The 24,834-nt window shown below is 62.9% G+C and carries 22 protein-coding genes; 11 read left to right on the top strand and 11 right to left on the bottom strand.

The window, feature by feature from the left end:
• Positions 1-91 precede the first annotated feature (91 nt).
• Entirely contained in the window at positions 92-409 is a 318-nt protein-coding gene (locus AC07UR_RS01885; RefSeq protein WP_209787812.1) for a DMT family transporter, read from the bottom strand.
• A gap of 88 nt (positions 410-497) precedes the next feature.
• Here AC07UR_RS01885 and AC07UR_RS01880 point away from each other — a divergent pair, with 88 nt between their 5' ends.
• Positions 498-893, top strand: a complete 396-nt coding sequence (locus tag AC07UR_RS01880) for a winged helix-turn-helix transcriptional regulator (RefSeq protein WP_234941615.1) — start codon at positions 498-500, stop codon at positions 891-893.
• A gap of 2 nt (positions 894-895) precedes the next feature.
• Here AC07UR_RS01880 and AC07UR_RS01875 read toward each other — a convergent pair whose 3' ends face one another.
• Positions 896-1,807 carry a LysR family transcriptional regulator gene (locus AC07UR_RS01875; protein WP_173418840.1) on the bottom strand — a complete coding sequence of 304 codons (912 nt, stop codon included), beginning with the start codon at positions 1,805-1,807 and terminating at the stop codon, positions 896-898.
• 140 nt (positions 1,808-1,947) lie between these two features.
• On the opposite strand from AC07UR_RS01875, the gene AC07UR_RS01870 reads away from it, so the two are divergent.
• The 5 genes from AC07UR_RS01870 to AC07UR_RS01850 all read left to right on the top strand — a co-directional run bounded on the left by AC07UR_RS01870 (position 1,948) and on the right by AC07UR_RS01850 (position 9,349).
• Positions 1,948-2,772 (top strand): alpha/beta hydrolase, encoded by an 825-nt coding sequence (locus tag AC07UR_RS01870; protein ID WP_173420943.1) that lies wholly within the window; start codon positions 1,948-1,950, stop codon positions 2,770-2,772.
• A gap of 83 nt (positions 2,773-2,855) precedes the next feature.
• Positions 2,856-4,061 (top strand): efflux RND transporter periplasmic adaptor subunit, encoded by a 1,206-nt coding sequence (locus tag AC07UR_RS01865; RefSeq protein ID WP_173418839.1) that lies wholly within the window; start codon positions 2,856-2,858, stop codon positions 4,059-4,061.
• A gap of 139 nt (positions 4,062-4,200) precedes the next feature.
• Complete coding sequence (locus AC07UR_RS01860) at positions 4,201-7,386, top strand: efflux RND transporter permease subunit (protein ID WP_173418838.1); 3,186 nt, start codon at positions 4,201-4,203, stop codon at positions 7,384-7,386.
• Between the two features lie 186 nt (positions 7,387-7,572).
• On the top strand, positions 7,573-8,766 hold the full coding sequence (gene dapE / locus AC07UR_RS01855) for a succinyl-diaminopimelate desuccinylase (RefSeq protein WP_209787818.1): 1,194 nt from the start codon (positions 7,573-7,575) through the stop codon (positions 8,764-8,766).
• Entirely contained in the window at positions 8,753-9,349 is a 597-nt protein-coding gene (locus AC07UR_RS01850) for a hypothetical protein (RefSeq protein ID WP_173418836.1), read from the top strand. The genes dapE and AC07UR_RS01850 overlap by 14 nt, the downstream gene beginning before the upstream one ends.
• Positions 9,350-9,405: 56 nt before the next feature.
• On the opposite strand, the gene truA is transcribed toward AC07UR_RS01850, so the two are convergent.
• The 3 genes from truA to def form a co-directional block, all read right to left on the bottom strand.
• Positions 9,406-10,149 (bottom strand): tRNA pseudouridine(38-40) synthase TruA, encoded by a 744-nt coding sequence (gene truA, locus AC07UR_RS01845; protein WP_209787821.1) that lies wholly within the window; start codon positions 10,147-10,149, stop codon positions 9,406-9,408.
• Complete coding sequence (gene fmt / locus AC07UR_RS01840; RefSeq protein ID WP_209787825.1) at positions 10,149-11,084, bottom strand: methionyl-tRNA formyltransferase; 936 nt, start codon at positions 11,082-11,084, stop codon at positions 10,149-10,151. Before fmt ends, truA begins: the two co-directional genes overlap by 1 nt.
• Before the next feature lie 105 nt (positions 11,085-11,189).
• Positions 11,190-11,714, bottom strand: a complete 525-nt coding sequence (gene def, locus AC07UR_RS01835; RefSeq protein ID WP_173418833.1) for a peptide deformylase — start codon at positions 11,712-11,714, stop codon at positions 11,190-11,192.
• A 153-nt stretch (positions 11,715-11,867) separates the two neighbouring features.
• On the opposite strand from def, the gene AC07UR_RS01830 reads away from it, so the two are divergent.
• From AC07UR_RS01830 to AC07UR_RS01820, 3 genes are all read left to right on the top strand, one after another.
• A complete protein-coding gene (locus AC07UR_RS01830; RefSeq protein ID WP_173418832.1) occupies positions 11,868-13,061 on the top strand; it encodes a DNA recombination protein RmuC in 1,194 nt (397 codons plus the stop codon).
• 52 nt (positions 13,062-13,113) lie between these two features.
• Entirely contained in the window at positions 13,114-14,013 is a 900-nt protein-coding gene (locus tag AC07UR_RS01825; RefSeq protein WP_209787828.1) for a ribokinase, read from the top strand.
• Positions 14,014-14,621: 608 nt separating this feature from the next.
• A complete protein-coding gene (locus tag AC07UR_RS01820) occupies positions 14,622-17,024 on the top strand; it encodes a methyl-accepting chemotaxis protein (RefSeq protein ID WP_494700008.1) in 2,403 nt (800 codons plus the stop codon).
• A 72-nt stretch (positions 17,025-17,096) separates the two neighbouring features.
• On the opposite strand, the gene AC07UR_RS01815 is transcribed toward AC07UR_RS01820, so the two are convergent.
• Positions 17,097-18,041 carry a nucleoside hydrolase gene (locus AC07UR_RS01815; protein ID WP_209787836.1) on the bottom strand — a complete coding sequence of 315 codons (945 nt, stop codon included), beginning with the start codon at positions 18,039-18,041 and terminating at the stop codon, positions 17,097-17,099.
• A 159-nt stretch (positions 18,042-18,200) separates the two neighbouring features.
• On the opposite strand from AC07UR_RS01815, the gene AC07UR_RS01810 reads away from it, so the two are divergent.
• Both AC07UR_RS01810 and AC07UR_RS01805 read left to right on the top strand, forming a co-directional pair.
• Complete coding sequence (locus AC07UR_RS01810; protein ID WP_077502970.1) at positions 18,201-18,632, top strand: Hsp20 family protein; 432 nt, start codon at positions 18,201-18,203, stop codon at positions 18,630-18,632.
• A gap of 47 nt (positions 18,633-18,679) precedes the next feature.
• Positions 18,680-18,937, top strand: coding sequence for a BQ00720 family protein (locus tag AC07UR_RS01805; RefSeq protein WP_053248868.1), 258 nt, complete (start codon positions 18,680-18,682; stop codon positions 18,935-18,937).
• Between the two features lie 111 nt (positions 18,938-19,048).
• Here AC07UR_RS01805 and trmB read toward each other — a convergent pair whose 3' ends face one another.
• The 5 genes from trmB to AC07UR_RS01780 form a co-directional block, all read right to left on the bottom strand.
• The gene (gene trmB, locus AC07UR_RS01800; RefSeq protein ID WP_209787839.1) at positions 19,049-19,747 is read right to left on the bottom strand and encodes a tRNA (guanosine(46)-N7)-methyltransferase TrmB; all 699 of its coding nucleotides are present in this window, start codon (positions 19,745-19,747) and stop codon (positions 19,049-19,051) included.
• Between the two features lie 100 nt (positions 19,748-19,847).
• Positions 19,848-21,086 carry a methionine adenosyltransferase gene (gene metK / locus AC07UR_RS01795; protein WP_173418827.1) on the bottom strand — a complete coding sequence of 413 codons (1,239 nt, stop codon included), beginning with the start codon at positions 21,084-21,086 and terminating at the stop codon, positions 19,848-19,850.
• A gap of 198 nt (positions 21,087-21,284) precedes the next feature.
• A complete protein-coding gene (locus AC07UR_RS01790; RefSeq protein WP_077502973.1) occupies positions 21,285-21,701 on the bottom strand; it encodes a helix-turn-helix domain-containing protein in 417 nt (138 codons plus the stop codon).
• A 147-nt stretch (positions 21,702-21,848) separates the two neighbouring features.
• A complete protein-coding gene (lnt, locus tag AC07UR_RS01785; protein WP_209787841.1) occupies positions 21,849-23,444 on the bottom strand; it encodes an apolipoprotein N-acyltransferase in 1,596 nt (531 codons plus the stop codon).
• A gap of 222 nt (positions 23,445-23,666) precedes the next feature.
• Positions 23,667-24,830 carry a hemolysin family protein gene (locus AC07UR_RS01780; RefSeq protein WP_173418825.1) on the bottom strand — a complete coding sequence of 388 codons (1,164 nt, stop codon included), beginning with the start codon at positions 24,828-24,830 and terminating at the stop codon, positions 23,667-23,669.
• Positions 24,831-24,834: the final 4 nt, after the last annotated feature.

Here is a 24,834-nt window from a genome sequence, read left to right as displayed (position 1 = left end):
GCTCGATCCAGGCACATCGCCACAACCAATCACAAAGCGCCGCGATCCGATCGCGGCGCTTTTTTCGTCTCGGCTATCGAGGCTGAGCGCGTCAGGCTTCGAGGAAGCGAAGGCCGGCGACGGCGACGATGATCATGGCGATGCACGTGATCCGCATCCAGGAGACGGGGTCGCCGAACAGCACGATGCCGAGCACGGTGATGCCGACCGAGCCTATGCCGGTCCAGGCGGCATAGGCGGTGCCGGCCGGCAGGTCGCGCATGGCGATCGTCAGCAGGTAGACGCTGCCGAGGGCCGCGGCGACGCCGATGACGCTCGGCACCAGTTTCGTCCAGCCCTCCGCATATTTGAGCGCCAGGCCCATGATGATTTCAATCAGGCTCGCCGCTATCAGGATGATCCATGCCATTGCCGTCTCCATCGAAATTTCCATCTGGAGACCAATCTGGTAGGATAGGCACCGAAGAGCAATTACGCACCTTTTGGTAACTATGAAAATGTCGACAGACCTGCCGCAAGCACACGCTGCCTCCGTTCCTGACGTCTTCGACCCGACTTGCTCGTCTCGCCACGCTCTGGAGCTGATCGCCGGTAAGTGGCAGATGTTGATCATCTCGGCGCTCGAAGAAGGGCCGATGCGCAACGCCGCACTGATGCGCCGCCTCGGCGATGTCTCGCAGAAGATGCTGACCCAGACGTTGAAGGAACTGGAACGCAACGGCCTCGTCATGCGCGAGGACAAGAAGACCGTGCCACCGCACGTGGAATATAGCCTGAGCCCTGTCGGCCGTTCGCTCAGCGAAACCCTGCTGGTGCTTGATCGCTGGGCCGAGACGCATTTCGGCACGCTCGATGCGGCGCGTGAACGTTATGACGCGGAACGCGCCAAATAGGTCTATTCGCCGTCGAGCTGCGACTGGGCGATGACTTTCACCACCCAGTCGGCAAAGACGCGCAGCCGGCTGCTCAGGTGTCGGTTGGGCGGGTAGACCAGATAGATCGGCATCGAATCAATTTGCCAGTCCGTCAGAACCGGCCGCATGGCGCCGCTCTGCAGATCGTCGCGCACCATGAAGCGGGGCGCCTGGATGACGCCGAGGCCGGCGCGCGCGGCGGCAAGGTACGTCGTCGATTCGTTGGCGGCGACCGCATAGCGGCCGTGAACCTCGATCTCCTCGGCGCCGCGCTTGAAATAGAACGGCATCTGCTGACCGGTCTGCGGGCGAAAATAGCCGACGACATAACAATTCTTCGAAAGGTCGGACGGATGTTGCGGCGTCGAGCAGCGGTCGAGATAGTCGGGCGCCGCACAGGCGATGAAGCTCATGTCGGTGATGCGACGGGCAATCAGCGACTGGTCGGTCAGGGTGCCGACGCGAATGGCGCAGTCGACATTCTCGGCAACGTAATCGACAGTGCGGTCCGAGACGCCGAGGTCGATCTGGATGTCGGGATAACGCTTGTGGAACTCCGGCAGCGCCGGGATGATGACGAGGTTGGCGATGGCGCTGGCCATCTCCACGCGCAGCCGCCCTTTCGGCAAGGTCTGGGCGCTCGACAGGCTGCCGTCGAGCTCGTCGAGATCGGTGACGAGCCGGGCGGCGCGTTCATAATAAAGCGCGCCATCCGGCGTGACGAGAACCCGACGGGTCGTTCGGTTGAGCAATTTGGTGCGCAGATGCGCTTCCAACCCCTGGATCAAATTGGTGACGGTTGCCTTGGGCATATTGAGCGATGCGGAAGCCCGTGTGAAATTGCCGGTTTCGACAACGCGGAGAAACGCGCGCATGGCCGTGAGCTGGTCCATTTTCAATAGCCGTGATTGTTCGAGATAATGAATAGTGTAGTCGGATTGAACTGACTATTCCAGACAGAAGACAATGTTATTCTCCCATCATGGCGGGTTGTCGCCTCATGTGGGATGACCCCGTGGCAAAGGCAAGAGAGATGGGTGAACGCTTTAAACTAGAGACGATGCAGACGGGCCAAGGCGCGTGCCCGGCGCGTGTCTATAGTGGCGACACGCTGCTCAATCCGCCGCCGGTGGTTCTGCACCTGCATGGCGGTTCCTTCGTCGGCAGTTCGATTGCCGCCGGCGAGCGCGTCGCCAAGGCGCTTGCGGCGGCTGGCGCCGTCGTTATCTCGCCGGAATATTCCTCGGCCTGCCTCAATCCCTTTCCGGCAGCACTCGACGTCACCTATTCGATGCTGTCCTCCATGCGGGCGCGTTGCCCGCAATTCGCGCACAAGAAGTCGATGCTGTTCATCGCCGGCGAAGAAGCCGGCGGCAACATTGCCGCCGGCGTGGCGCTGATGGCCCGCGACCAGTTCCTGACCGACCTCAAGGGGCAAATCCTGCTGTCGCCGATGCTCGACCCTTGCCTGGCGACCGCGTCATTTCGCAAATACTGTCCCGAGACCTCGGTGCAATCGATCGCCGAGGGCTGGCAACGCTATCTCGGCGAATGCGGTGGCTTCACGCACCCTTACGCTGCGCCCGCGCACTGTACGCGGCTCGCCGGTCTGGTGCCCGCTTTGATCCTGACCAGCGAGGAATGCCCGATGCGCGACGAGACCGCGGCCTATGCGGAGCGCCTGCGCCAGGCGGGTGTGAGCGTTCAATCCCAAATTCTTCCCGGCCGGGCCGGGTGGATACCGCAAAATACCGTGAACGCCGAAACCTGGGCCGCCCAGGAAGAAACGATTACCGGCATCTTTTCCCGCTTCTTTCAACAGGCAGGGGCAAAGCCGGCGGAAATGACGATGCGTTAGCAACGGACGACAGGGCCGCCGGCCCTCCCCTTCGCTGACGACAGCAGCAAAAGCGCCGGCTCCCAACCGGCAAGGAGAGAAAAATGACATCGACAGTGACCCGCCGGGCCCTCTGGGGCGCCGGCCTGAGCATCCTATTGTCTACCGCTGGCGCAGCCGCCGTTCTTCTCGGCCTGCCGCAGCATTTCGAGGCGGACGCCGCGACCGAAACGGCAGCGGCCCCGCCGCCGGCCGTACCGGTTTCGGTGGCCAAGGCCCAATCGCGCCGCATCACCACCTGGGAGGATTTTTCCGGGCGACTTGAAGCGATCGAACGCGTCGAGATCCGTCCCCGCGTCGGCGGCGCCATTCTGGAAAGCCACTTCCGCGAGGGCGCCCTGGTGAAGAAGGGCGACCTGCTGCTGACCATCGATCCCGAGCCCTATGCGGCGGCCGTCGACCGAGCCGCAGCCCAAGTCTCGGCGGCTGAAGCCCGCGTCGCCCTTGCCAAGACCGAACTTGACCGCGGGCGCAAACTCGTCACCACAAGTGCGATACCGCAGAGCGGCGTCGACCAGCGCCTCAGCGCCTTCGACGAGGCGCAGGCAAGCGTGCGCTCGGCCAAGGCGGCGTTGCGCACGGCCGAGCTTGACCTTCAATACACCGAGGTCAGGGCACCGATCTCCGGCCGCGTCGGTCGGCTGGAAGTGACCGCCGGCAACCTCGTTGCCGCCGGCTCCGCCTCGCCAGTCCTGACGACGCTTGTTTCGGTCGACCCGATCTATGCAAGCTTCAGCGCCAGCGAAGAGGTGGTGACGACCGCACTCGCCCGGCTCCAGGCCTCGGCCGGCGGCAACGCCATCGAGCGCATCCCGGTGCAGGTCGGCACCGCTGCCGACGAGGGCACGCCGATCTCGGGCCATATCCAGCTCATCAACAACGAGGTGGATGCGGCAACCGGCACGATCCGCGTTCGCGCAGCACTCGAGAATGCCGACGGGCGTCTGATCCCCGGCCAGTTCGTCCGCATCCGCATCGGCGAACCGGAGCCCGAGGAAAAGCTTGTCATCAGCGATCGCGCCATCGGCTCCGACCAGGACAAGAAGTTCGTCTTTGTCGTCGGCGCCGACAACAAGGTCGAGTACCGCCAGGTGATACTCGGCCCGAACTCCGACGGGCTGCGTATCGTCGAAAGTGGCCTGAAGACCGGCGAAAACATCGTCGTCAACGGCCTGCAGCGGGTGCGCCCTGGTGTCCTCGTGGCACCGCAGCAGGTGGAAGAAACGACGGCGTCGATCGCCACCAAGTAGGACATGACGGCATCCGCCTCGGCTATGGCCGACGCGGATCTGGCCGCCCAGACATCACTCTGCAAACCCGGCGCGTGGCGAGAGTTCTTGCCGCGACCGCTGGAGGTTTGCCTGAACTCGTCCCAAGGGGGATACGTCAATGAATTTCTCACGCTTCTTCGTCGACCGCCCGGTCTTCGCGGGCGTTCTTTCGGTCCTGATTTTCGTGGGCGGCCTGCTCGGCATGACCGGCCTGCCGATTTCCGAATATCCCGAAGTCGTTCCGCCGCAGATCGTCGTGCGGGCGCAATATCCCGGTGCCAACCCGGCTGTCATCGCCGAAACCGTAGCAACTCCGCTCGAAGAACAGATCAACGGCGTCGAAGGCATGCTCTACATGCAGAGCCAGGCGACGGCCGACGGCCTGATGACGCTCACCGTCACCTTCGAGCTCGGCACCGACCCGGACCAGGCGCAACAGCTGATCCAGAACCGCGTTTCGCAGGCCGAGCCGCGACTGCCGGAGGAAGTGCGCCGTCTCGGCGTTACCACCGTCAAGAGCTCACCGGACCTGACGCTGGTGGTGCATCTGCTCTCGCCCAACGGCCAGTACGACATCAACTACCTGCGCAATTACGGCGTTCTCAACGTCAAGGACCGGCTGGCCCGGATCGACGGCGTCGGCCAGGTGCAGATCTTCGGTGGTGGCGACTATTCGATGCGCGTCTGGATCGACCCGCAGAAGGCGGCCGAACGCGGCCTGGCGGCGAGCGACATCGCCAACGCCATCCGGGCGCAGAACGTCCAGGCGGCTGCCGGCGTCATTGGCGCCTCTCCTTCGGTTCCCGGCCTCGACCTCCAGCTTTCCGTCAACGCACAAGGGCGCCTGCAGACGCCTGAGGACTTTGCCAACATCGTCGTCAAGTCGGGCACCGGCGGCGAGGTGACGCGCCTCGGCGATGTCGCCCGTGTCGAAATGGGTGCTGCCGACTACTCGCTGCGCTCGTTGCTCGACAACAAGGCCGCTGTCGGCATGGGCGTCTTCCAGGCGCCGGGCTCGAACGCGATCCAGATTTCGGAAAACGTCCACAAGGCCATGGCCGAGCTGAAGCTGACCATGCCGGAAGGCGTTGACTATGAGATCGTCTACGACACCACCCAGTTCGTACGCGCCTCGATCGAGTCGGTCATCCATACCCTGCTCGAAGCGATCGCTCTCGTCGTCATCGTCGTCATCGTCTTCCTGCAGACCTGGCGCGCCTCGATCATCCCGCTCGTCGCCGTTCCCGTCTCGATCGTCGGCACCTTCGCGGTGATGTACGTGTTCGGCTTCTCGATCAATGCGCTCAGCCTCTTCGGCCTGGTGCTGGCGATCGGCATCGTCGTCGACGACGCCATCGTCGTGGTCGAAAACGTCGAGCGCAACATTGAGCAGGGCCTTTCGCCTGTTCAAGCGACCTACCGCGCGATGCAGGAAGTGTCCGGGCCGATCATCGCGATCGCACTGGTGCTCGTCGCCGTGTTCGTGCCGCTGGCCTTCATCACCGGCCTGACCGGGCAGTTCTATCGCCAGTTCGCGCTGACCATCGCCATTTCGACGGTGATCTCCGCCATCAACTCGCTGACGCTCTCGCCGGCGCTCGCGGCCCTCCTGCTGCGGGATCACCACGCTCCGAAGGATTGGCTGACCCGCGCCATGGACAAGGTGTTCGGCTGGTTCTTCCGCGGCTTCAACCGCTTCTTCGGTCGGAGCTCCGAGGCCTATGGCCGCGGCGTCGGCCGCATCCTGTCGCGCAAGTCGCTGATCATGGTCGTCTACGTCCTGCTGCTCGGCGTCACGTTCGTGCTGTTCCGTGCTGTTCCCGGCGGCTTCGTGCCGGCGCAGGACAAGCAGTATCTGATCGGTTTTGCCCAGCTGCCGGATGCCGCGACGCTCGACCGCTCGGAAGACGTCATCCGCCGTATGAGCGATATCGCCCTCAAGCATCCCGGCGTCGAAAACGCCATCGCCTTCCCGGGTCTCTCGATCAACGGTTTCACCAACTCGTCGAACTCCGGCATCGTCTTCGTGGCGCTGAAGCCGTTCGAGGAGCGCAAGACGCCTGAGCTTTCCGGCGGAGCGATCGCCATGCAGCTGAACCAGGAGTTCGGCGCGATCCAGGATGCCTTTATCGCCATGTTCCCGCCACCGCCCGTCCAGGGTCTCGGCACCACCGGCGGCTTCAAGCTCCAGATCGAGGACAAGAACGGTCTTGGCTACCAGGCTCTCGACGAGGCGACCAAGGCGTTCCTCGCAAAGGCCTACCAGACGCCCGAGCTGGCTGGGATCTACTCGAGCTTCCAGATCAACGTGCCGCAGCTCTATGCCGATCTTGACCGCGTCAAGGCGCGCCAGCTTGGCGTCGAGGTAACCGATGTGTTCGAGACGCTGCAGATCTATCTGGGCTCGCTCTACGTCAACGACTTCAATGCCTTTGGCCGCACCTACAGCGTTCGCGTCCAGGCCGATGCCAACTATCGCAGCCACGCCGACGACATCGGCAAACTGAAGGTGCGGTCGCAGTCGGGCGAGATGATCCCGCTGTCGGCGCTCTTGAAGGTCGAGCAGACGGTCGGCGCCGAGCGGGCGATCCGCTACAACGGCTTCCTGTCGGCCGACATCAACGGCGGCCCGGCACCGGGCTTCTCCTCGGGCCAGGCCCAGGCGGCAATCGAGAAGATCGCTGCCGAAACCCTGCCGCCCGGCATCGCCTTCGAGTGGACGGACCTCACCTACCAGCAGATCCTTGCCGGCAATTCGGGCATGCTCGTCTTCCCGCTGGCGCTGCTCCTGGTCTATCTGGTGCTTGCCGCCCAGTACGAGAGCCTGACGCTGCCGATCGCGATCATCCTGATCGTGCCGATGGGCATCATGGCGGCCCTTGCCGGGGTCTGGCTGACGGGAGGCGACAATAACGTCTTCACCCAGATCGGCCTGATCGTGCTCGTCGGGCTATCGGCCAAAAACGCCATCCTGATCGTCGAGTTCGCCCGCGAACTGGAACTGTCGGGCAGCACCGCAGTCCAGGCGGCGATCGAGGCGAGCCGGTTGCGTCTGCGGCCGATCCTGATGACCTCGATGGCCTTCATCATGGGTGTCGTGCCCCTGGTGATCTCCACCGGCGCCGGTGCTGAAATGCGCTCGGCCATGGGTGTCGCGGTCTTTGCCGGTATGATCGGTGTCACCGCCTTCGGGATCTTCATGACCCCGGTGTTCTACGTGCTGATCCGCAAGCTTTCGGGCGAGCGGCCTTTGAAGCACGCCGGAGCGCATATCGAAGCGCCTCATCTCGCACCCGGAGAATGAGGTAACCCTGCCCCATATGCGTTTCGGGCGGGCCGGATCCAATCCGGCCCGCTGACGCTGCGGCGCTGCATCTCCGCCCCCGATGCAGCGCCGCGTTGCATCCTGCGTGACAGGCGCGCAACGATCGGATAAACCAGCAGCCTCAATCCCATTGGCCTTAGCGCCACGCAGACGGCATATCGCTACATGACCTCTACCGATCCGATCGCCAATCTCGCTACCCTCATCCGTTGCCCCTCCGTTACCCCTGCCGAAGGCGGCGCGCTCTCAACGCTCGAAGCCATGCTGAAGCCGCTCGGCTTTGCCGTCGACCGGGTTACCGCGACGGACGCGAACACGCCCGATATCGAGAACCTCTATGCCCGGCTCGGCAATGATGGCCCGCACCTGATGTTTGCCGGCCATACCGACGTGGTGCCGGTGGGCGACGAAAATGCGTGGACCCACGGCCCCTTCTCGGCCGACATCGCGGGCGGTGAAATGTATGGCCGCGGCGCCGTCGACATGAAGGGCGGCATCGCCTGCTTCGTCGCAGCCGTTGCCCGGCATATCCAAAAGCACGGGCCCCCGAAGGGCTCGGTCTCCTTCCTCATCACCGGCGACGAGGAAGGCCCGGCCATCAACGGCACGACGAAACTTCTCGACTGGGCGGCCGCCAAGGGCGAACGCTGGGATGCCTGCCTGGTCGGCGAGCCGACCAACCCGGATCGTCTCGGCGACATGATCAAGATCGGCCGGCGCGGCTCCCTTTCCGGACGGATCACCGTCAATGGCGTTCAGGGTCACGCGGCCTATCCGCATCTCGCCGACAGCCCGGTGCGCGGCATCCTGCAGTTGACCCAGGCGCTGATGGACCCGCCCTTCGACAACGGTACGGAAAACTTCCAGCCGTCGAACCTGGAAGTGACGACGATCGACGTCGGCAACGGCGCCGTCAACGTCATACCGGCAAAGGCGAGCGCGGCCTTCAACATCCGCTTCAACGACACCTGGACCGCCGACAGCCTGATGGCGGAGATCATCGCCCGGCTCGACCGTGCGGCGGCTGACGGCGCATTGCGACCGGGTCGCGATCCGGTCCGCTACGAGCTCACCTGGAACGAGCGGCCGAGCCACGTTTTCCTGACGCGCAACAATGCGCTGATCTCATCTCTGTCGGGCGCCGTCGAAGCGGTCACCGGCCAGCAGCCGAAGCTTTCGACCACTGGCGGCACCTCGGACGCGCGGTTCATCAAGGACTATTGCCCCGTCGTCGAATTCGGCCTCGTCGGCCAGACCATGCATATGGTCGACGAGCGCGTCGCCGTCGCCGATCTCGAAACGCTGACGCAAATCTACGAAACCTTCATCCTCAGCTGGTTCGGCCATGCCGCTGCTTGAGGAGGTTCTCGCCTATATCAAGGGGCTCTGGCTGCTGATCCAGGGCAATGGCGAAGGGTTCCGCTGGCTCGATTTCAGCGAGAGCGGCCTCTGGCGCTCGTTTGCGGCGATGCTCTGGTGCCTGCCGGCGATCGCCGTCACCTGGGCGTCCTGGCGGCTTTACTACCTCTCGGCGATGCCGTCGGGAACCACGGTCGGCTTCGGCTTCGTCTTCAAGCTTCTGGTCGTCGATCTCGTCAGCTGGCTGCTGCCGCTGGTGCTGGTTTTCATGCTGGCCCGCCCGCTCGGTTTTACCACCGCTGTCGTCCCGATCATTGTCACCACCAACTGGCTGTCCGTACCGCTATCCTACGCGATGGCGGTGCCGGCGGCGATCCGCCTCGTCATTCCCGGCAGCGAGGGGCTGACCAGCCTGATCTGGCTGGTGCTGCTCTTCGTGAGCATCGGTGTACTCTTCCGGCTGATGCGCATCATCACCGGAAACCAGACCCTGCTGGCCACGGCGCTGACGGCACTCTTCCTGCTGCCGTCGATGATGATGGGTGAATTTCTGCAGCGGTTTTTCGGCCTGATCCCGAGCTGACAAACAGTACGCCAACCTCGACGTCCGCGCGCCGTTTGCGCGCGCCGGTCTCTTTCTCAGTAATCGACCTGCATGAAATAAAGCCCGTCGGGCGGCGCCACCGGGCCGCAGGCCTTCCGGTCGCGCGCCTCAAGCGCCGCCTGCAGGTCGTCCGGCGTCCATTTTCCCTCCCCCACCAGCTTCAGCGAGCCGGCGAAGGAGCGGATCTGATTGTGCAGGAAGCTTTGCGCGGTCGCGCGAATTTCGATCAGATTGCCGGTACGGGTGACGTCCAGCCGGTCGAGCGTGCGCATCGGACTTGTCGCCTGACAATGGACCGAGCGGAAGGTGGTGAAGTCGTGATGGCCGATAAGCCGCTGCGCGCCCTCATGCATCGCCTCGTGATCGAGCGGCTTCGTCACCCACCAGGCGCGTTTTGCCTCCAGCGCCAGCCGCGACGGCCGGCAGATGATGCGGTAGAGGTAGTGGCGGCGCAGCGCCGAAAACCGCGCGTCGAAGGCGTCCGTCACCTCCTGGGCATCGAGGATCGAGACACCCTCGCCGGCCATGCCGAGATGGGCGTTCAGCGCATTGCGCAGCGTGTGCGGTTTCCACTGGCGCGTCAGGTCCGCATGCGCCACCTGGCCGACGGCATGCACGCCGGAATCGGTGCGCCCGGCGCCGCGGATCGAGACGGTTTCACCGGTCAGGGACAGGATCGCCTTTTCGATCGCGCCCTGGACGGAGGCGCCGTTATCCTGCCGCTGCCAGCCGACATAATCAGAGCCGTCATACTCGACGGTCAGCCGAAAACGCGGCATCAGCCGACCCTCGTGCCGGCGACGACGGGTGTGCCGCGCAGGAAGTCGGCGAGATCAAGCGCCTTGCCGCCGGCCCGCTGCAGCCGCGTCGGCCGCACGGCCCCTTCGCCGCAGGCAATGGTCAGGCTGTCGTCGATAACGGTGCCGGCGGGCCCTTCGCCCGCCACACGCTCGGAATTCAGAACCTTGACGCGCTCCGGCTTGCCGGCGATCTCCAGCTCGAACCAGGCGCCCGGAAAGGGCGACAGACCGCGAATGTGGTCGTGCACTTGGCGTGCGCTCTTGCTGAAATCGATGCGGGTCTCGGCCTTGCTGATCTTTTGGGCGTAGACAACGCCTTCTTCCGCCTGCTCGGTCAGCGGCAGATCGTCGGCCTCAAGCTTGCCGATCGCCTCCTTCATCAGGCTGGCGCCGACCTGCATCAGCTTGTCGTGCAGCTCGCCTGATGTCATCGTCTCGCCGATCTGCACCGCCTTCGTGAGCGCGACCGGGCCGGTGTCGAGCCCCTTGTCCATCTTCATCACCATCATGCCGGTCTCATGGTCTCCGGCCATGATGGCGCGCTGGATCGGAGCCGCACCGCGCCAGCGCGGAAGCAGGGAGGCGTGGCCATTGTAGCAGCCGAGCCGCGTTCCGGTCAGGATCGCTTCGGGCAGGAGCAGGCCATAGGCAACGACGACGGCGACATCCGCATCGAACTCGCGGAAGGTCTGGCGGTCGGCCTCGTCCTTGAAATTGACAGGCGTCAGCACGGGAATGCCGAGCAATTCGGCTGCCTGGTGTACGGGCGACTTCTGCATATCGAGCCCGCGGCGGCCGCCGGGCCTGGGCGGCTGGGTATAGACGGCGACGATCTCGTGACCGGCGCCGGCAAGTGCTGCGAGCGTCGGCACGGAAAATTCCGGCGTTCCCATGAAGATGATGCGAAGCGACAAGGCGCGTACTCCGACCGTTTGAAATCAGGCCCCTTCAAACGGGTTTACGCGCCTCAAATCAAGCCCTTCAATGACAAAGCGCTGCTGCCGCGCTTTGCTCGGGGGTCAGATCGCCTTGGCGCCGCGGGTCTTGGCGGCCTTGGTGAACCGGCGGATCACCATGTCGCGCTTGAGCTTGGAGATGTGGTCGATGAACAGCACGCCGTTCAGATGATCGATCTCGTGCTGCAGGCAGGTCGCAAGCAAGCCATCGGCCTTGACGATCTGTTCCTTGCCGTCACGATCGAGATGCTTGACGGTCACTTCGGCCGGACGCTCGACTTCTGCGTAGTAGTCCGGAATGGAGAGGCAGCCTTCCTCATAAACCGAGTACTCGTCGGACGAAGCGACGATTTCGGGATTGATGAAGACGTGTGGCGTTTTCTCGTCGCCTTCCTTGGAGACGTCGAGCACCAACATGCGCTTCGCCACGCCGATCTGGATGGCGGCGAGCCCGATGCCGGGGGCGTCATACATGGTCTCGAGCATGTCGTCGGCCAGGCGACGGATGTCGGCGTCGATGGTTTCGATCGGGGTCGAGACCTGACGCAGGACAGGATCGGGGAGGATGATGAGTGGCTTGATCGTCATATCGCTCCCATAACCGATCTTTCCTTGCCGGTGCAAGAAAATTGGCGCGCACTCTTGAGTGCTCAGTGCGAATGCCCGGATCTCGTTAACCGCTCGGCGCAAATGTTCTTGTTTTGATCTGGCCTTCAAAAGAGAATCTGTTAGGCTCGCCGCATGGAACCTGCGCCCATTTCTTTCGATCAGCCCGTCTTTCTCATCGGCACCGTGCCGGTCACCGTCGTTCACTTCGGCATGCTTTTGGCCGTGCTGGCCGTCGGCTTCGTGCTGATGTCCGTTTCGCGGCGGCGTCGGGCAGGTGACGACGAGCGTCACGAACAGATGGCCATGCTTCTGGCGGCACAAGCGGAAATGCAGGGTCGCATTGCCGCCATGGCCGACGTTTTCGGCACCCGCCAGGCGGAACTAAACCAGACGCTGAGCCAGCGCATCGACGGCATGACCCACAGGATCGGCACCTCGATCAGCGAGCAGACCAAGGCAACGCACGAGAACCTGCGGCGATTGCAGGAGCGGCTTGCCGTCATCGACACTGCCCAGAACAACATCCAGTCGCTGGCGAAGGACATGGCCGGGCTGCAGGCGATCCTTACGAACAAGCAGACGCGCGGCGCCTTCGGCCAGTCACGCATGGAAACGATCGTCGCCGACGGCCTGCCGATGGGGGCCTTTGCCTTCCAGACGACGCTTTCCAACGGTGCCCGCCCGGATTGCACCATCCGCATGCCCAACGACCAGCCGCCGCTGGTGATCGACGCGAAATTTCCGCTCGAAGCCTGGAACGGCATGCGCGACGCGGCCACCCCGGAACGGCGCCAGCAGATGGTGCAGCTCTTCCGCCGCGACATGGAGGTGCATGTCCGCGATATCGCCAGCAAATACCTGATCCCCGGTGAGACGCAGGAGACGGCTTTCCTCTTCGTTCCCTCCGAATCGATCTTCGCCGAGATCCACGAGCACTTCGAAGCGATCGTCCAGAAAGCGCACCGGCAGCGCATCGTCATCGTCTCGCCATCGCTGCTGCTGTTGTCGATCCAGGTTATCCAGTCGATCCTGCGGGACGCCCGCATGCGCGAGCAGGCGCATCTCATCCAGGGCGAGGTCGCGCGACTGATGGAGGACCTGACGCGCCTCGATGAACGGGTTCGCAAATTGCAGGGCCACTTTGCCATGAGCCAGAAGGATGTCGAGGAGATCCTCATCTCTTCGGGCAAGCTTGCGCGCCGCGGTGCCAAGATCGAGGCGCTGGAACTTCAGGCCGATGGCGCCGGTCGGCCGGACGACGAACCACGTCATGCAGTCGACAATCGCGTCGGGCAATTGCGCCTCAGGGTGGTTGACGAGGACTGACGGTCTCGGGCACTCTCCGGCCAAAATCAGCAAATCGACGGGACATCTTCACATGATCACTGTATTTGGGTCTATCAACATGGACCTGATCGCCACGACCGCGCGCCTGCCGAAGCCGGGTGAAACCGTTGCCGGCTCGGGCTTTTCGACAGCGGCCGGCGGCAAGGGCGCTAACCAGGCGCTGGCCGCCCGCCGCGCCGGCGCCATCGTCCACATGGCCGGCGCCGTCGGCTCGGACAGCTTTGCCGATGGCGCGCTCGAACTGCTGAAGGAAGCTGGCGCCGACCTGTCGTTGACCAAAACGGTGGACGAGCCGACAGGCACGGCCCACATTCTCGTCGGCGGTGACGGCGAGAATGTCATCGTCGTCGTCGCCAGCGCCAACGCGACCGTCAACGAAGCCGATGCCGTTGCCGCCGTCGACGGCATGCACGCCGGCGACACCTTGATGCTGCAGCTGGAAATCCCGGCCGCATCGGTGGAAAAGGCGCTCGCCGAGGCACGGCGCAAGGGCATTCGCTCGGTGATCAACATCGCGCCCCTAACCCCGGAAGCGGCCCGCCTCGGTCGACTGGCCGATATCGTCATCGCCAACGAAACGGAGTTCGAACTTCTGGCCGGCAAGACCGGCATCGGAAGCACTGAACGGGAAGAGGCGATGAAGACGCTGCACGCCGAAACCGGTCACACCGTTATTGTCACGCTGGGTGCCGAAGGCGTCGTCGCCGTGCACGCGGGCGAGGTCCATCGCGCCCGTGGCCTGAAGATCGATCCGGTCGACACCGTCGGCGCCGGCGACACGTTCTGCGGTTATCTCGCCGCAAGCCTTGACGAAAAGCTCGCCTTTCCCGACGCGCTCCGTCGTGCCGCCGTTGCCGGATCGCTCGCCTGCCTCAAGCGTGGCGCCCAGCCCTCGATCCCGCTTGCCTCCGAGGTGGAACCGCGCATCTGAGGACGCCACTTCCATCTTGACGTGCGGCGCGATCACTCGCCGACCGCACGTCAAGCGCCCGTTTCCCTAAAGCATGGCGCAAAAGTGTGCCGCGGTTTTGCGATAACGACAGGCGCAAAAACAAGAACTTAAAGCGCGCCAAGCGTATCTGAAAGATCGCGACGCGCTTTAGTGCGACCCGGTCAAGAATGGTTGCGCAGTCTTGGCCGACTTGAATTACCACGCGTCGTGAGGAAACTGTTTCGCACGACGCATGCACACTGTCTCTATCGAGCGGAGCGCTCGTGCATAATGCGTGATCCGCAGCACCAGAAGCGCTTGAAACCACCGCATTATCGGCCTTTGCGCAATCCGGACAGTCTATGTCGCGGAGGCGAAACTCTGGGCGCAGATTCTCCATGAGCGGGGCATGAATTAGCCATCGCGTTGGCCCTATCTTAAGATTTGCTCGTCTATTCAAGACCCTGAGAAAGCCATTTCCCCTGGGGAATGGGCAGCCTCCAATATGCCGGTCGGCATCTGGCGCTCCATGATGGAGTTTCACCCACATTGTGAAATGCGTTCGCCGCAGGTTTGCGCCTGCGGACCTCCCAGCACGTGAGGATTTCATGTTCAAGTTCCAAGCCAAATCGCTGGCGACCAAGCTGATCGCGGTGACAGGCGGCACGATCGCGCTCGTGTTGCTCGCCTCGAACTTCGTTCTCATCTCCCAGACACAGGACCGCGTCGAAACGCTGGTGCTCGATCAGGCAAGCGGCGAGGCAAAAGCCATTGCCTCTGATATCGCCGGCGGCATCGGCGAGCTTGCAAGCGCGTCGCGTTCGATGGCCGGCATTCTTGGCCGCGCCCATGCGGAAAAATCGATGGAACGCGCCGGTGTGATCAACATCCTCAGGGCCAATGTCGAGCAGAACCCCTTTGCCTTCGGCAGCTGGTTTGCCGAAGAGCCCAAGGCCTTCGACGGCCGCAAGGAGGAAATCGCCGACAACAAGGAGCTGGGCGCCAACAAGGAAGGCATCTTCGCTCCCTATTGGTCGAAAAATCGCAACAACGAGATCCAGTTCTCGACCTTCGGCGCGGACTACAATGCGGAATGGTACAGCCTTGCGGCAAAGAGCGGCAAGGGCGCGATCACGCCGCCCTACACCGCGCAGGACACTGACGTGCCCACCGCGATGAGCTCGATCGCTTACCCCGTCATGTCCAACGGCAAGCTGATCGGCGTCTCCGGCGTCGACATTTCGCTTGCATCGCTGGCCGACGGCCTTTCCAAGCTGAAGCCGTTTGATACCGGCCGCGTCTACCTGCTTTCTGAATCCGGCAAGTGGCTGGTGGCCCCGATTCCGGACCTGCTGCTCAAGGAATATGACGGCGAAGGCAACGAGATCGTCAAGAAGGCGCTGGCCTCCGGCGCGTCGGGCGTCATCAAGAACCTGTCCTATGACGGCAACGAACCGTTCGATCGCGTCGTCTATCCCTTTGCCCTATCCGGCGTGAACGCCAGCTGGATCGTACTCGTCGACGTACCGCGCAGCGCGATCAACGCTCCGGTCCGTGACCAGACCTACATGATGATCATCGGCGGCCTCGTCGTCCTCGCCGCGGTGCTTTTCGGCCTTTACTTCGCTGTCCGTGGCTTCGTTCAGAAGCCGCTTGCAGGCCTCGTCAAGGATGTCCGCAACCTCAGCAACGGCGACTACGGCAATTCGATCACCGGCCAGGACCGCTCCGACGAGACGGGTCAGGTCGCAAAGGCGCTCGAAGGCTTCCGCCACCAGCTGGCCGACACCAAGCGCCTCGAGGGCGAAGCCCGCCACGAACGTGAGCAGGCCGAGCATGAGCGCAGCCGTTCCGAGACGGAGCGGGCCTCGTCCAGCGCCCTTCAGCGCGACATCGTCGCCCGCCTCGGCAAGGGTCTGTCCCACCTCTCCTCCGGCGATCTCGCCTTCCGCATCACCGACGAATTCCCCGGTGAATATGCCCAGCTGAAGCGCGACTTCAACGCGACGATGGATAGCCTCGAAGAGACGATCCGCACCGTCAACCACTCGGTCGTCAACATCGGCAACGGCACCAGCGAGATCAGCAGTGCCGCCAACGACCTGTCGCACCGCACCGAACAGCAGGCGGCAAGCCTCGAAGAGACGGCAGCAGCCCTCGACGAGCTGACCTCGCAGGTCAACGCCAGCGCCGAAAACGCCAAGGTCGCCGCAAAGTCGGTGGACGTCGCCAGCAGCGATGCCGGGCAGTCCGGCGAAGTCGTGCAGAAGGCGATCGCCGCGATGAAGGGCATCGAGCAGTCGTCGCACGAGGTCAGCCGCATCATCGGCGTCATCGACGAGATCGCCTTCCAGACCAACCTGCTGGCGCTCAACGCCGGCGTCGAAGCAGCCCGCGCCGGCGATGCCGGCAAGGGTTTTGCCGTCGTCGCCCAGGAAGTCCGCGAACTGGCTCAGCGCTCGGCAAACGCCGCCAAGGAGATCAAGACGCTGATCAACACCTCGGCCGGCCAGGTGCGCGAAGGCGTTGACCTCGTCGGTCGCGCCGGTGGCGCGCTTGAAAAGATCGCCGAACAGGTGGTGCAGATCAACGGCCTGATCCGCCAGATCTCGAGCTCTGCTTCCGAGCAGGCCGTCGGCCTCAAGGAAATCAACTCGGCCGTCAACCAGATGGACCAGGTGACCCAGCAGAACGCCGCCATGGTGGAAGAAACCACCGCCGCCGGCATGGCACTGAACGAAGAAGCACGCGCGCTCAGCACGCTGGTCGCCCGCTTCCGCGTTGCACAACGCTCGGGAACCACGGCTCAGCCAAGCTCGGCGGAGATGCTGCGTGGCACGGCCGAGCGCATGCGCACGGCGGAACGCCCGACACCGGCGCCTGCCCCTGCCCGCGAAGCCCGTCCGGCCTCAAGCCCGGCGCGTGCCGGCTACACGCCATCGACACAGCGCGTGCTGACACAGACCTCCGGCGCCAATGCGCTCGCCCAGGACAATTGGGAAGAGTTCTGATCCAGAACCCATGAAATGCAAAACGGCGCCTCTCGGGGCGCCGTTTTCATTTGTAGTCCCGGCTTGCAACGATCAGATGCGTGCCAGTCGCTCCGTCAACAGATCGAAGAAGCCCTGGTCATCGATGTGGCGCATGACCTTGGCATTGTGTTTGCGGCCCGTCACCTGCCACCAGTCGACCACGGTCATGCCCGTCGTCAGCGGCGACTGAACCTCGATCTCGACATTGCAGTCACGCCCGGTGAAAAGCTCCGGCCTCAGGAGATAAGCGATCACGGTCGGGTCGTGCAGCGGGCCGCCATCGGTGCCGTATTTCTCGATATCGAACCGCTCGAAGAACTCCAGCATCTCGGCCATGGCGATGGCCGGTGCGCTGCCAATCTCGCGGATCTTTGCCACGCGCGCCTTGTGCGTCAGCACGCGGTGGGTCACGTCGAGCGGCATCATGACGATCGGAATGCCCGACCGGAAGACGATGTCGGCGGCTTCCGGGTCGACATAGATGTTGAATTCGGCGGCCGGCGTGATGTTGCCACCCTCAAAGAAGCCACCGCCCATCATCACCAGTTCGCGCACCTTCGGCGCGATGTCGTGCGCCTTCTGAAGCGCGAGCGCGACGTTGGTCAGCGGACCGAGCGTGCAGAGCGTGACCGTACCCGGCGCCTCGGCACGCAGCGTCTCGATGATGAAATCGACGCCATGCTGCGCCTCGAGCGCCATCGTCGGCTCGTCGAGCGTGGGGCCGTCGAGGCCGGTCTTGCCGTGCACGTGTTCGGCAGTCACCAGCGGCCGGGCGATCGGCCGGTCGGCACCGGAAAAGACCTTGACCTCGGTCCTGTTGCACAGTTCGCAGATGATGCGGGCATTGCGCGCCGTCATTGCCAGGGGAACATTGCCGGCTACGGTCGTGATCCCCAGGAGGTCGATCTCTTCCGGACTGCCGAAAGCGAGCATGATGGCGGCGGCATCGTCCTGCCCGGGATCAGTGTCTATGATTATTTTTCTCGGCACAGGCACGCTTGTGTTCCTCCTTGGGATTCTCGCGCTGCGGACTATGATTTGCGTGCACGCCGGAGGCAAGCGGCTTGCGCTCATTGCGCACAGCTACCATATTAAGGGAAGGATGCTGCTTGGCAGGTCCGGTTAATGGTCGCTTGATCTTACAAGGACTTGGGAATGAGCCGAATTACGCCTTTCACGAGCCCACTGCTGCTGGGTTTCGACACGATGGAAAAGACCCTCGAGCGTATTGCCAAGGGAAATGACGGGTATCCCCCCTACAATATCGAACGCATCCGCGGCGACGATTCGGTCGACGCGCCAGAGCGTTTGCGCATTACCCTTGCTGTCGCCGGTTTTTCCGAAGACGATCTCGACGTCACAACCGAAGAAAACCAACTCGTCATTCGTGGCCGCCAGGTCGATACCGGCGATCGCGAATACCTGCACCGCGGCATTGCCGCCCGGCAGTTTCAACGCACATTCGTGCTTGCCGACGGCATGAAGGTTCTCGGCGCCGAATTGCGCAACGGCCTGCTTTCGGTCGATCTCGTTCGTCCGGAACCGGTGCGTATGGTAAAGAAAATTAACATTTCAGTCCCAGAGTAGGATAACCGGCGGGATTTTCCCCTGGCCGGCGACCACGGAGTACCACCATGGGACTGAAAGCCATCACCTCGTCATTGTCCATGAACGACCTCGCACATCTCGGCGAGGGCGAAGTCGGCTATATCAGAAAGATGCGGTCGGAAGAGGTTTCCCGTTGCTTCCCGGAAGCACCGGAAATGGGACCGGGCATCGATCTGTGGGCCCTGTTCGGTGCCGACGGCACACCGATCCTTTTGACCGACAACCGCTCCAGCACCTTCTACAAGGCGGCTGAGGACGAATTGCGGACTGTCAGCCTGCATTGACCGTCAACCGCGGCGACGCTTCGCCATGGGAATGCAAAAGCGCCGCGCGTCAGGTCTGACGCGCAACGGACGCTTTCAGGTTGCGGCATGATTTCTGAGAGAAGCCGTCGCTTACACGCGGCGGAACGTCAGATAGGCGGAACTCCGCCCTTCCCTGCGTGCCTTGGCCTCGTAGCGCGTGCTCGGCCAGCCATCGAACGGCGTCAACCAGTCCGAAGCCTGCTCCGCCGTCCATTCGAAGGCGGCATGGTCGCGGCAATGTAGCAGCGTCCAGTTGACGTAGGTATCGATATCGGACGCAAAGCAGAAGTGACCGCCCGGCTTCAACACGCGGGCGAAGCGGTCGAGATTGACGGCTGAGACGAAACGCCGCTTCCAGTGTTTGCGCTTGGGCCATGGATCCGGATAGAGCAGGTCGATCTGGTCGACACAGGCCTCCGGCATCCAGTCCAGCACCTGCGTGGCGTCGTCATTGTAGAGACGAATGTTGGAGACACCCTTCTCCTCGATCTGCCCGATCAACTTCGCCATGGAATTGACGAAAGGCTCGACACCGATGAAACCGGTCGAGGGGTTTTCCGCCGCACGGTGGATGAGATGCTCGCCGCCGCCAAAGCCGATCTCCAACCGAATGCGATCGATCGGCACGGGAAAGAGCGACTTCATGTCCTGCGGCGCGGCCGCACCGAGATCGAGCTTCAGTTTCGGCAGGATGGTTTCGAGATGGGCCGCCTGGCGCTCGCGCAAGGGCTTGCCCTTGCGGCGTCCGAAGAAGGCTTCCGTAGCGCGGCTGCGGCGCGGTTCAGTCATGACAATCTTCCTTCAACGAGCAAGGCGGACACCCCTTTCGGGGGCATCCGCCTTTCAGCTTTAGCGGCCGGACGTTCTGTGTCCGGCAAATGTCGAAGCGTCAAGCCCCGATGGCTTCCTTGAGCGGCTTGACCAGATCAAGCTTCTCCCAGGAGAACGAGCCGTCACGGCCGGCCTTGCGCCCAAAGTGGCCATAGGCCGCAGTCTTGGCGTAGATCGGCTTGTTGAGATCGAGGTGGCGACGGATGCCGGTCGGCGACAGATCCATCGTCTTGCGGATCGCATCTTCCACCTGGTCCTCGGAGACCTTGCCAGTGCCGTGCAGGTCGACATAGACCGAGAGCGGCTGCGCGACGCCGATGGCGTAGGACAGCTGGATCGTGCAGCGATCGGAAAGACCGGCAGCAACGACGTTCTTGGCAAGATAGCGGGCTGCATAGGCAGCCGAACGGTCGACCTTGGTCGTGTCCTTGCCCGAGAAGGCGCCGCCGCCATGCGGAGCGGCACCACCATAGGTGTCGACGATGATCTTGCGGCCGGTCAGGCCGGCGTCACCATCCGGGCCGCCGATGACGAACTTGCCGGTCGGGTTGATGTACCAGGTGCAATCGGCGGCGATCTTCAGATCGTCGAGCGCTTCGCGGATGTAGGGCTCGACGACCGCACGAACCTTGGCCGAATCCCAGCTCTCGTCGAGATGCTGGGTGGACAGAACGATCGAGACGACTTCCGCCGGCTTGCCGTCGACGTAGCGGACGGTGACCTGGCTCTTGGCATCAGGGCCAAGCTTTGCGACTTCGCCGTCGCCCTTCTTGCGGGCTGCGGCGAGCAGATGCAGGATGCGGTGCGAATAATACAGCGGCGCCGGCATCAGTTCCGAGGTTTCGCGGCAGGCGTAACCGAACATGATGCCCTGGTCGCCGGCACCTTCTTCGCCCTGCTTGTCAGACGCGTTGTCGACGCCTTGAGCAATATGTGCGGACTGGAAGTGGAGGAGAACGTCGATTTTCGCCGTCTTCCAGTGGAAACCGTCCTGCTCGTAGCCGATGTCGCGGATCGCCTTGCGCGCGGCAGACTTGAACTTCGAGGGGTTGATGACGTCGTTGCCGTTCTTGTCCTTCTTCAGAAGGCTCGGCGGCAGACGGACTTCGCCGGCGATCACGACGCGGTTCGTCGTTGCCAGCGTTTCGCAGGCAATGCGTACGCCCCAGGGATCGACACCGGTCTTGGCAGCTTCACGGTAGACCAGATCGACGATCTCGTCGGAGATACGGTCACATACTTTGTCCGGATGGCCTTCGGCCACGGATTCACTCGTGAACAGGTAGTTTGAACGCATGCGGGAATTCCCCTCAAGAAGATAAAGCGCTGGCATCGTGTTAGTGGTTTTACGCCCGAAAAACAAGCGAACAACGACATAAATATATCTTTATATCGACAACGGCGCCAATCACTTCGAATATCAGAGGGAAACGGCGGGCAAGAAAAAAGCGGCACTAATGGCCGCTTTGTTTTCCAATTCCGATGGGTTTTGGGACTATTCGCTCTCTGCTTCCGCAGCCAGCGCCTTGACGAGATCGACGAGCTTGCGACGCACCTTGGGATCGGTGATCTTGACGAAAGCACGATTGAGCTGAAGCCCTTCCGAGGAAGAGAGGAAGTCGACGACGTAGTTCGAGCTCGAGGCTTCGGCCAGGCCGGAAGCGCTGGTGTTTTCACCGGGAGCATCTTCGAAGAAGAAGGAAACAGGGACATTCAGGATGCCGGAAATGTTCTGCAACCGGCTGGCACCAACGCGGTTCGTGCCTTTTTCATACTTCTGGATCTGCTGAAACGTGATGCCCAGGCTTTCGCCCAGCTTTTCCTGGCTCATGCCAAGCATCGTGCGGCGAAGACGAATCCGGCTACCGACGTGGATGTCGATCGGGTTCGGCTTCTTCTTGTTTTCCATCATATCTGCGTTCCTAAACACGCTGTTTCAATCATCCACGGACTGACATGAGGACACCGCACACCGCTGCAACCGCAACGGTGAAGACAAAAGTGTCGCCACAGCATAAACCGATGGTGCGGACCACTATGCAATTTTAGGGGTTTTAGGTCAATTCTTCCTAATATTAAAACTAACACGCGAGAAGACTGCAACCAACAGGAGGAAGATTGCGCACAACCCGAAAATTCGGCTACGTATGACCTCATTCGTGGGCGTAGGAAGCCTTCCCGGCAGAATTGTGTCGACCACTCCCCTATAATTGTAGGCTAATCCTACCACTAAAACCCCACGTGCATCAACAATTGCTGATATACCATTATTGGCTGCACGGATAAGGGGTATTCCTGATTCCACTGCACGCAACTGTGCCTGATGGAAGTGCTGGCGCGGGCCCGGCGTGTCGCCGAACCAGGCGTCATTGGTGATGTTGAGCAGTGCGTCGGCGCCGCGCGCATCCGCGCCGATCTCACCGGGGAAGATCGCCTCGTAGCAGATGAGCGGGTAGAAGGTGCGCCCACCCGGCAGGGTCAACAGGGAGCGGGTCTTGGCGGCCGAGAAGCCGCCCGGCATGGCGGCTGCAACCGAGCTTAAGCCCCAGGATGTCAGCAGATCTTCGAACGGAAGGTATTCGCCAAAGGGAACGAGGTGCACCTTGTCGGCGGCGCCGATGATCTGGCCACGCCCGTCGATGACGTAGATCGAGTTGTAATAGCGTGGCGGCAGGCCGGCGCCTGCGTCTTCCGCGCGCACCGCGCCGGCAATGAGGATCTGCTGGTCATCGAGGACTTCGGCAATGCGTGCGAGCGCATCGGGGCTGTCGGTGAGGACGAACGGGATCGAGGTTTCCGGCCAGACGACGATGTCGGGCTTCCTGGCGCCGCCTTCGGCGGGCACCGCGGTCAAGGCGAGATGTTCCTCGAAGATCGCGCCGCGCTCGCTATCATCGAGCTTCTTTGCCTGATCGATCACCGGCTGGACGAGACGAACGGCAAGCGGCTGGTCCGGCCCGGCCGGCGCCGGCAGCGCAAGCCGATAAAATCCGAAGCCGATATGGGCGGCACAGAGTGCGACGGCAAGGCTGAGACCAATCCGGCCACCCTTGCCCGTCCCGGCAAGGGCCGGGGCCGCGAAGACGAATACCGCCAGCATGTTGATGGTCGCGAGGCTGACCACGCTGGCCGACTGCATCATCAATGGCATCGGCATCGCCGCATAGCCGATGGCGTTCCAGGGAAAGCCGGTAAAGATGAATGAGCGCAACCATTCGGCCAGGCCGAAGCCCAATGCCAACGCCGCGATCCTCCCCACGCCATCCGACCACAGGATGCGGGCAATCAGGGTTGCGAGTGCGTAGAACACGGCAAGGCAGGCCGGAAGGCCGACCACCGCGAGCGGCAGCGCCCAGGCGAAGCTGTCCGCCTCCACCAGCAGCGCGTTCCCAAGCCACCACAGCCCTCCGAGGAAGTAGCCGAAGCCAAAGGCCCATCCGATCGACACTGCCGGCCAAAGCCGGCGGATCAAACCGCCATCCGGGTGACCGGTCGCGCCGTCGAGCAGCCAGACCAGGATCGGAAAGGAGAGAAAGGCGGCCGCAAAGATGCCGAACGGCGGCTGTGTCAGAACAGCCAGGAGCCCCGCGACAAATGCCAGAAATAGCCGGGGCGCGCCCGATAGAAGCATGATCCTGCCAGCCAGTCTTTCCATACAGCCTCCTGTTGGCGCAGGCCGCAGAACACGGACGCTGCGCGGGAAGAACAACCGAATCAGTTGCCGGCAGTGTTCCAAAAAAGTGGCTGCTTGTCCCCATTGCAGCACCAGGCTTCGAATTTGATGCGCAAACGGGACATCACCGGTCGATGACCGGTTGCCGTTCCCAGCGAAGTTCGAGATCGAGAGCTTCGCGGGGAATGCATTTTGTGAAGAAGGCTATTGTTCGCTGGCCGAGGCTTGCTGCGGCTCGGTGCCGTTGCCGCGATTGGCGGACAGTTGCTCCTGAGACAACTCGCCTTCGGGGCGCACCACGCGGCGACGGGCCGGCGGACGCTTGCGCATGATGCGCACGCGCTTGACGCGTCGAGGATCGGCATCAAGGATCTGGAACTCGAAGCCCGGCAGGGCCTGCACCACCTCGCCCCGGACCGGAATGCGCCCAAGCGACGCGAAGATCAGGCCGCCGAGCGTATCGACATCTTCAAGCTGTTCGCGCACGTCGAAATCGGAGCCGATCGCCTCGGCGATCTCCTCCAGTTCGACGCGGGCATCGGCGACGAAGATATCCTCGGAGGTCTTGGCGAACATGACCTCGTCATCGTCGTGCTCGTCCTCGATGTCGCCGACGACCATCTCGACGATGTCTTCGAGCGAAACGAGACCATCAGTGCCGCCATATTCGTCGATGACGAGCGCCATCTGGATACGGGCGGCCTGCATGCGCTGCATCAGGTCCGACGCCAGCATCGACGGCGGCACGAACAGGAGCTGGCGGATAATGCCTGCCTCTTCCAGAGACTTGCCAAGATCGACGCGCGACAGATCGAAGGTCGCCTTCGGCGATCGCGGCGCCTTCTCGGCGGAAGCCGACGCAGCAACGGTCTGCGCCTTGCCGTTGCGACGGCGGTTGCGGGCCTGCTTGGTCACATAGGCGAGCAGGTCGCGAATATGCACCATGCCGCGCGGATCATCGAGGCCTTCATTGTAGACCGGCATGCGCGAGCGGCCGGACTCCTCGAAGATCACCATCAGCTCGCCGATGGTGATGCTCTGGTCGACGGCCTCAATATCGGCACGCGGAACCATCACGTCTTCGACGCGCACTTCGCGGAAGCGCAGGATGTTGTTGAGCATCGCCCGCTCTTCGGGCGAAAATGCCGTGTTGCTGTCGGCATCCGTCAGCAGTGCGTCGGCGAGGTCCTCGCGGAGGCTCGAAGGATTGGCGCCACGCAAAATGCGCGCGGCCCGGCTCCAGAAGGACGATGTGGATTTGGTGCCCTCTTGTCGAGTGGCGGTGCTACTACTGCCCGCCTCCGCCTCTCCGGAGGCATCGGCCTCCTCGGTCGCCATTGCGACGGGCTGTGTTTTAAAGTCGCTCATTGGT

It is taken from the genome of Ensifer sp. GW821-FHT05G01 (genome assembly GCF_059419585.1).
This window is presented reverse-complemented; position numbering and strand designations above follow the sequence as displayed.

Excerpts from the sequence above, each read along its gene's own strand:
- AC07UR_RS01885 (WP_209787812.1), bottom strand. The coding sequence starts at position 409 with ATGGCATGGATCATCCTGATAGCGGCGAGCCTGATTGAAATCATCATG.
- AC07UR_RS01880 (WP_234941615.1), top strand. The coding sequence starts at position 498 with ATGTCGACAGACCTGCCGCAAGCACACGCTGCCTCCGTTCCTGACGTC.
- AC07UR_RS01875 (WP_173418840.1), bottom strand. The coding sequence starts at position 1,807 with ATGGACCAGCTCACGGCCATGCGCGCGTTTCTCCGCGTTGTCGAAACC.
- AC07UR_RS01870 (WP_173420943.1), top strand. The coding sequence starts at position 1,948 with ATGGGTGAACGCTTTAAACTAGAGACGATGCAGACGGGCCAAGGCGCG.
- AC07UR_RS01865 (WP_173418839.1), top strand. The coding sequence starts at position 2,856 with ATGACATCGACAGTGACCCGCCGGGCCCTCTGGGGCGCCGGCCTGAGC.
- AC07UR_RS01860 (WP_173418838.1), top strand. The coding sequence starts at position 4,201 with ATGAATTTCTCACGCTTCTTCGTCGACCGCCCGGTCTTCGCGGGCGTT.
- dapE (WP_209787818.1), top strand. The coding sequence starts at position 7,573 with ATGACCTCTACCGATCCGATCGCCAATCTCGCTACCCTCATCCGTTGC.
- AC07UR_RS01850 (WP_173418836.1), top strand. The coding sequence starts at position 8,753 with ATGCCGCTGCTTGAGGAGGTTCTCGCCTATATCAAGGGGCTCTGGCTG.
- truA (WP_209787821.1), bottom strand. The coding sequence starts at position 10,149 with ATGCCGCGTTTTCGGCTGACCGTCGAGTATGACGGCTCTGATTATGTC.
- def (WP_173418833.1), bottom strand. The coding sequence starts at position 11,714 with ATGACGATCAAGCCACTCATCATCCTCCCCGATCCTGTCCTGCGTCAG.
- AC07UR_RS01830 (WP_173418832.1), top strand. The coding sequence starts at position 11,868 with ATGGAACCTGCGCCCATTTCTTTCGATCAGCCCGTCTTTCTCATCGGC.
- AC07UR_RS01825 (WP_209787828.1), top strand. The coding sequence starts at position 13,114 with ATGATCACTGTATTTGGGTCTATCAACATGGACCTGATCGCCACGACC.
- AC07UR_RS01820 (WP_494700008.1), top strand. The coding sequence starts at position 14,622 with ATGTTCAAGTTCCAAGCCAAATCGCTGGCGACCAAGCTGATCGCGGTG.
- AC07UR_RS01810 (WP_077502970.1), top strand. The coding sequence starts at position 18,201 with ATGAGCCGAATTACGCCTTTCACGAGCCCACTGCTGCTGGGTTTCGAC.
- AC07UR_RS01805 (WP_053248868.1), top strand. The coding sequence starts at position 18,680 with ATGGGACTGAAAGCCATCACCTCGTCATTGTCCATGAACGACCTCGCA.
- trmB (WP_209787839.1), bottom strand. The coding sequence starts at position 19,747 with ATGACTGAACCGCGCCGCAGCCGCGCTACGGAAGCCTTCTTCGGACGC.
- metK (WP_173418827.1), bottom strand. The coding sequence starts at position 21,086 with ATGCGTTCAAACTACCTGTTCACGAGTGAATCCGTGGCCGAAGGCCAT.
- AC07UR_RS01790 (WP_077502973.1), bottom strand. The coding sequence starts at position 21,701 with ATGATGGAAAACAAGAAGAAGCCGAACCCGATCGACATCCACGTCGGT.
- lnt (WP_209787841.1), bottom strand. The coding sequence starts at position 23,444 with ATGGAAAGACTGGCTGGCAGGATCATGCTTCTATCGGGCGCGCCCCGG.
- AC07UR_RS01780 (WP_173418825.1), bottom strand. The coding sequence starts at position 24,830 with ATGAGCGACTTTAAAACACAGCCCGTCGCAATGGCGACCGAGGAGGCC.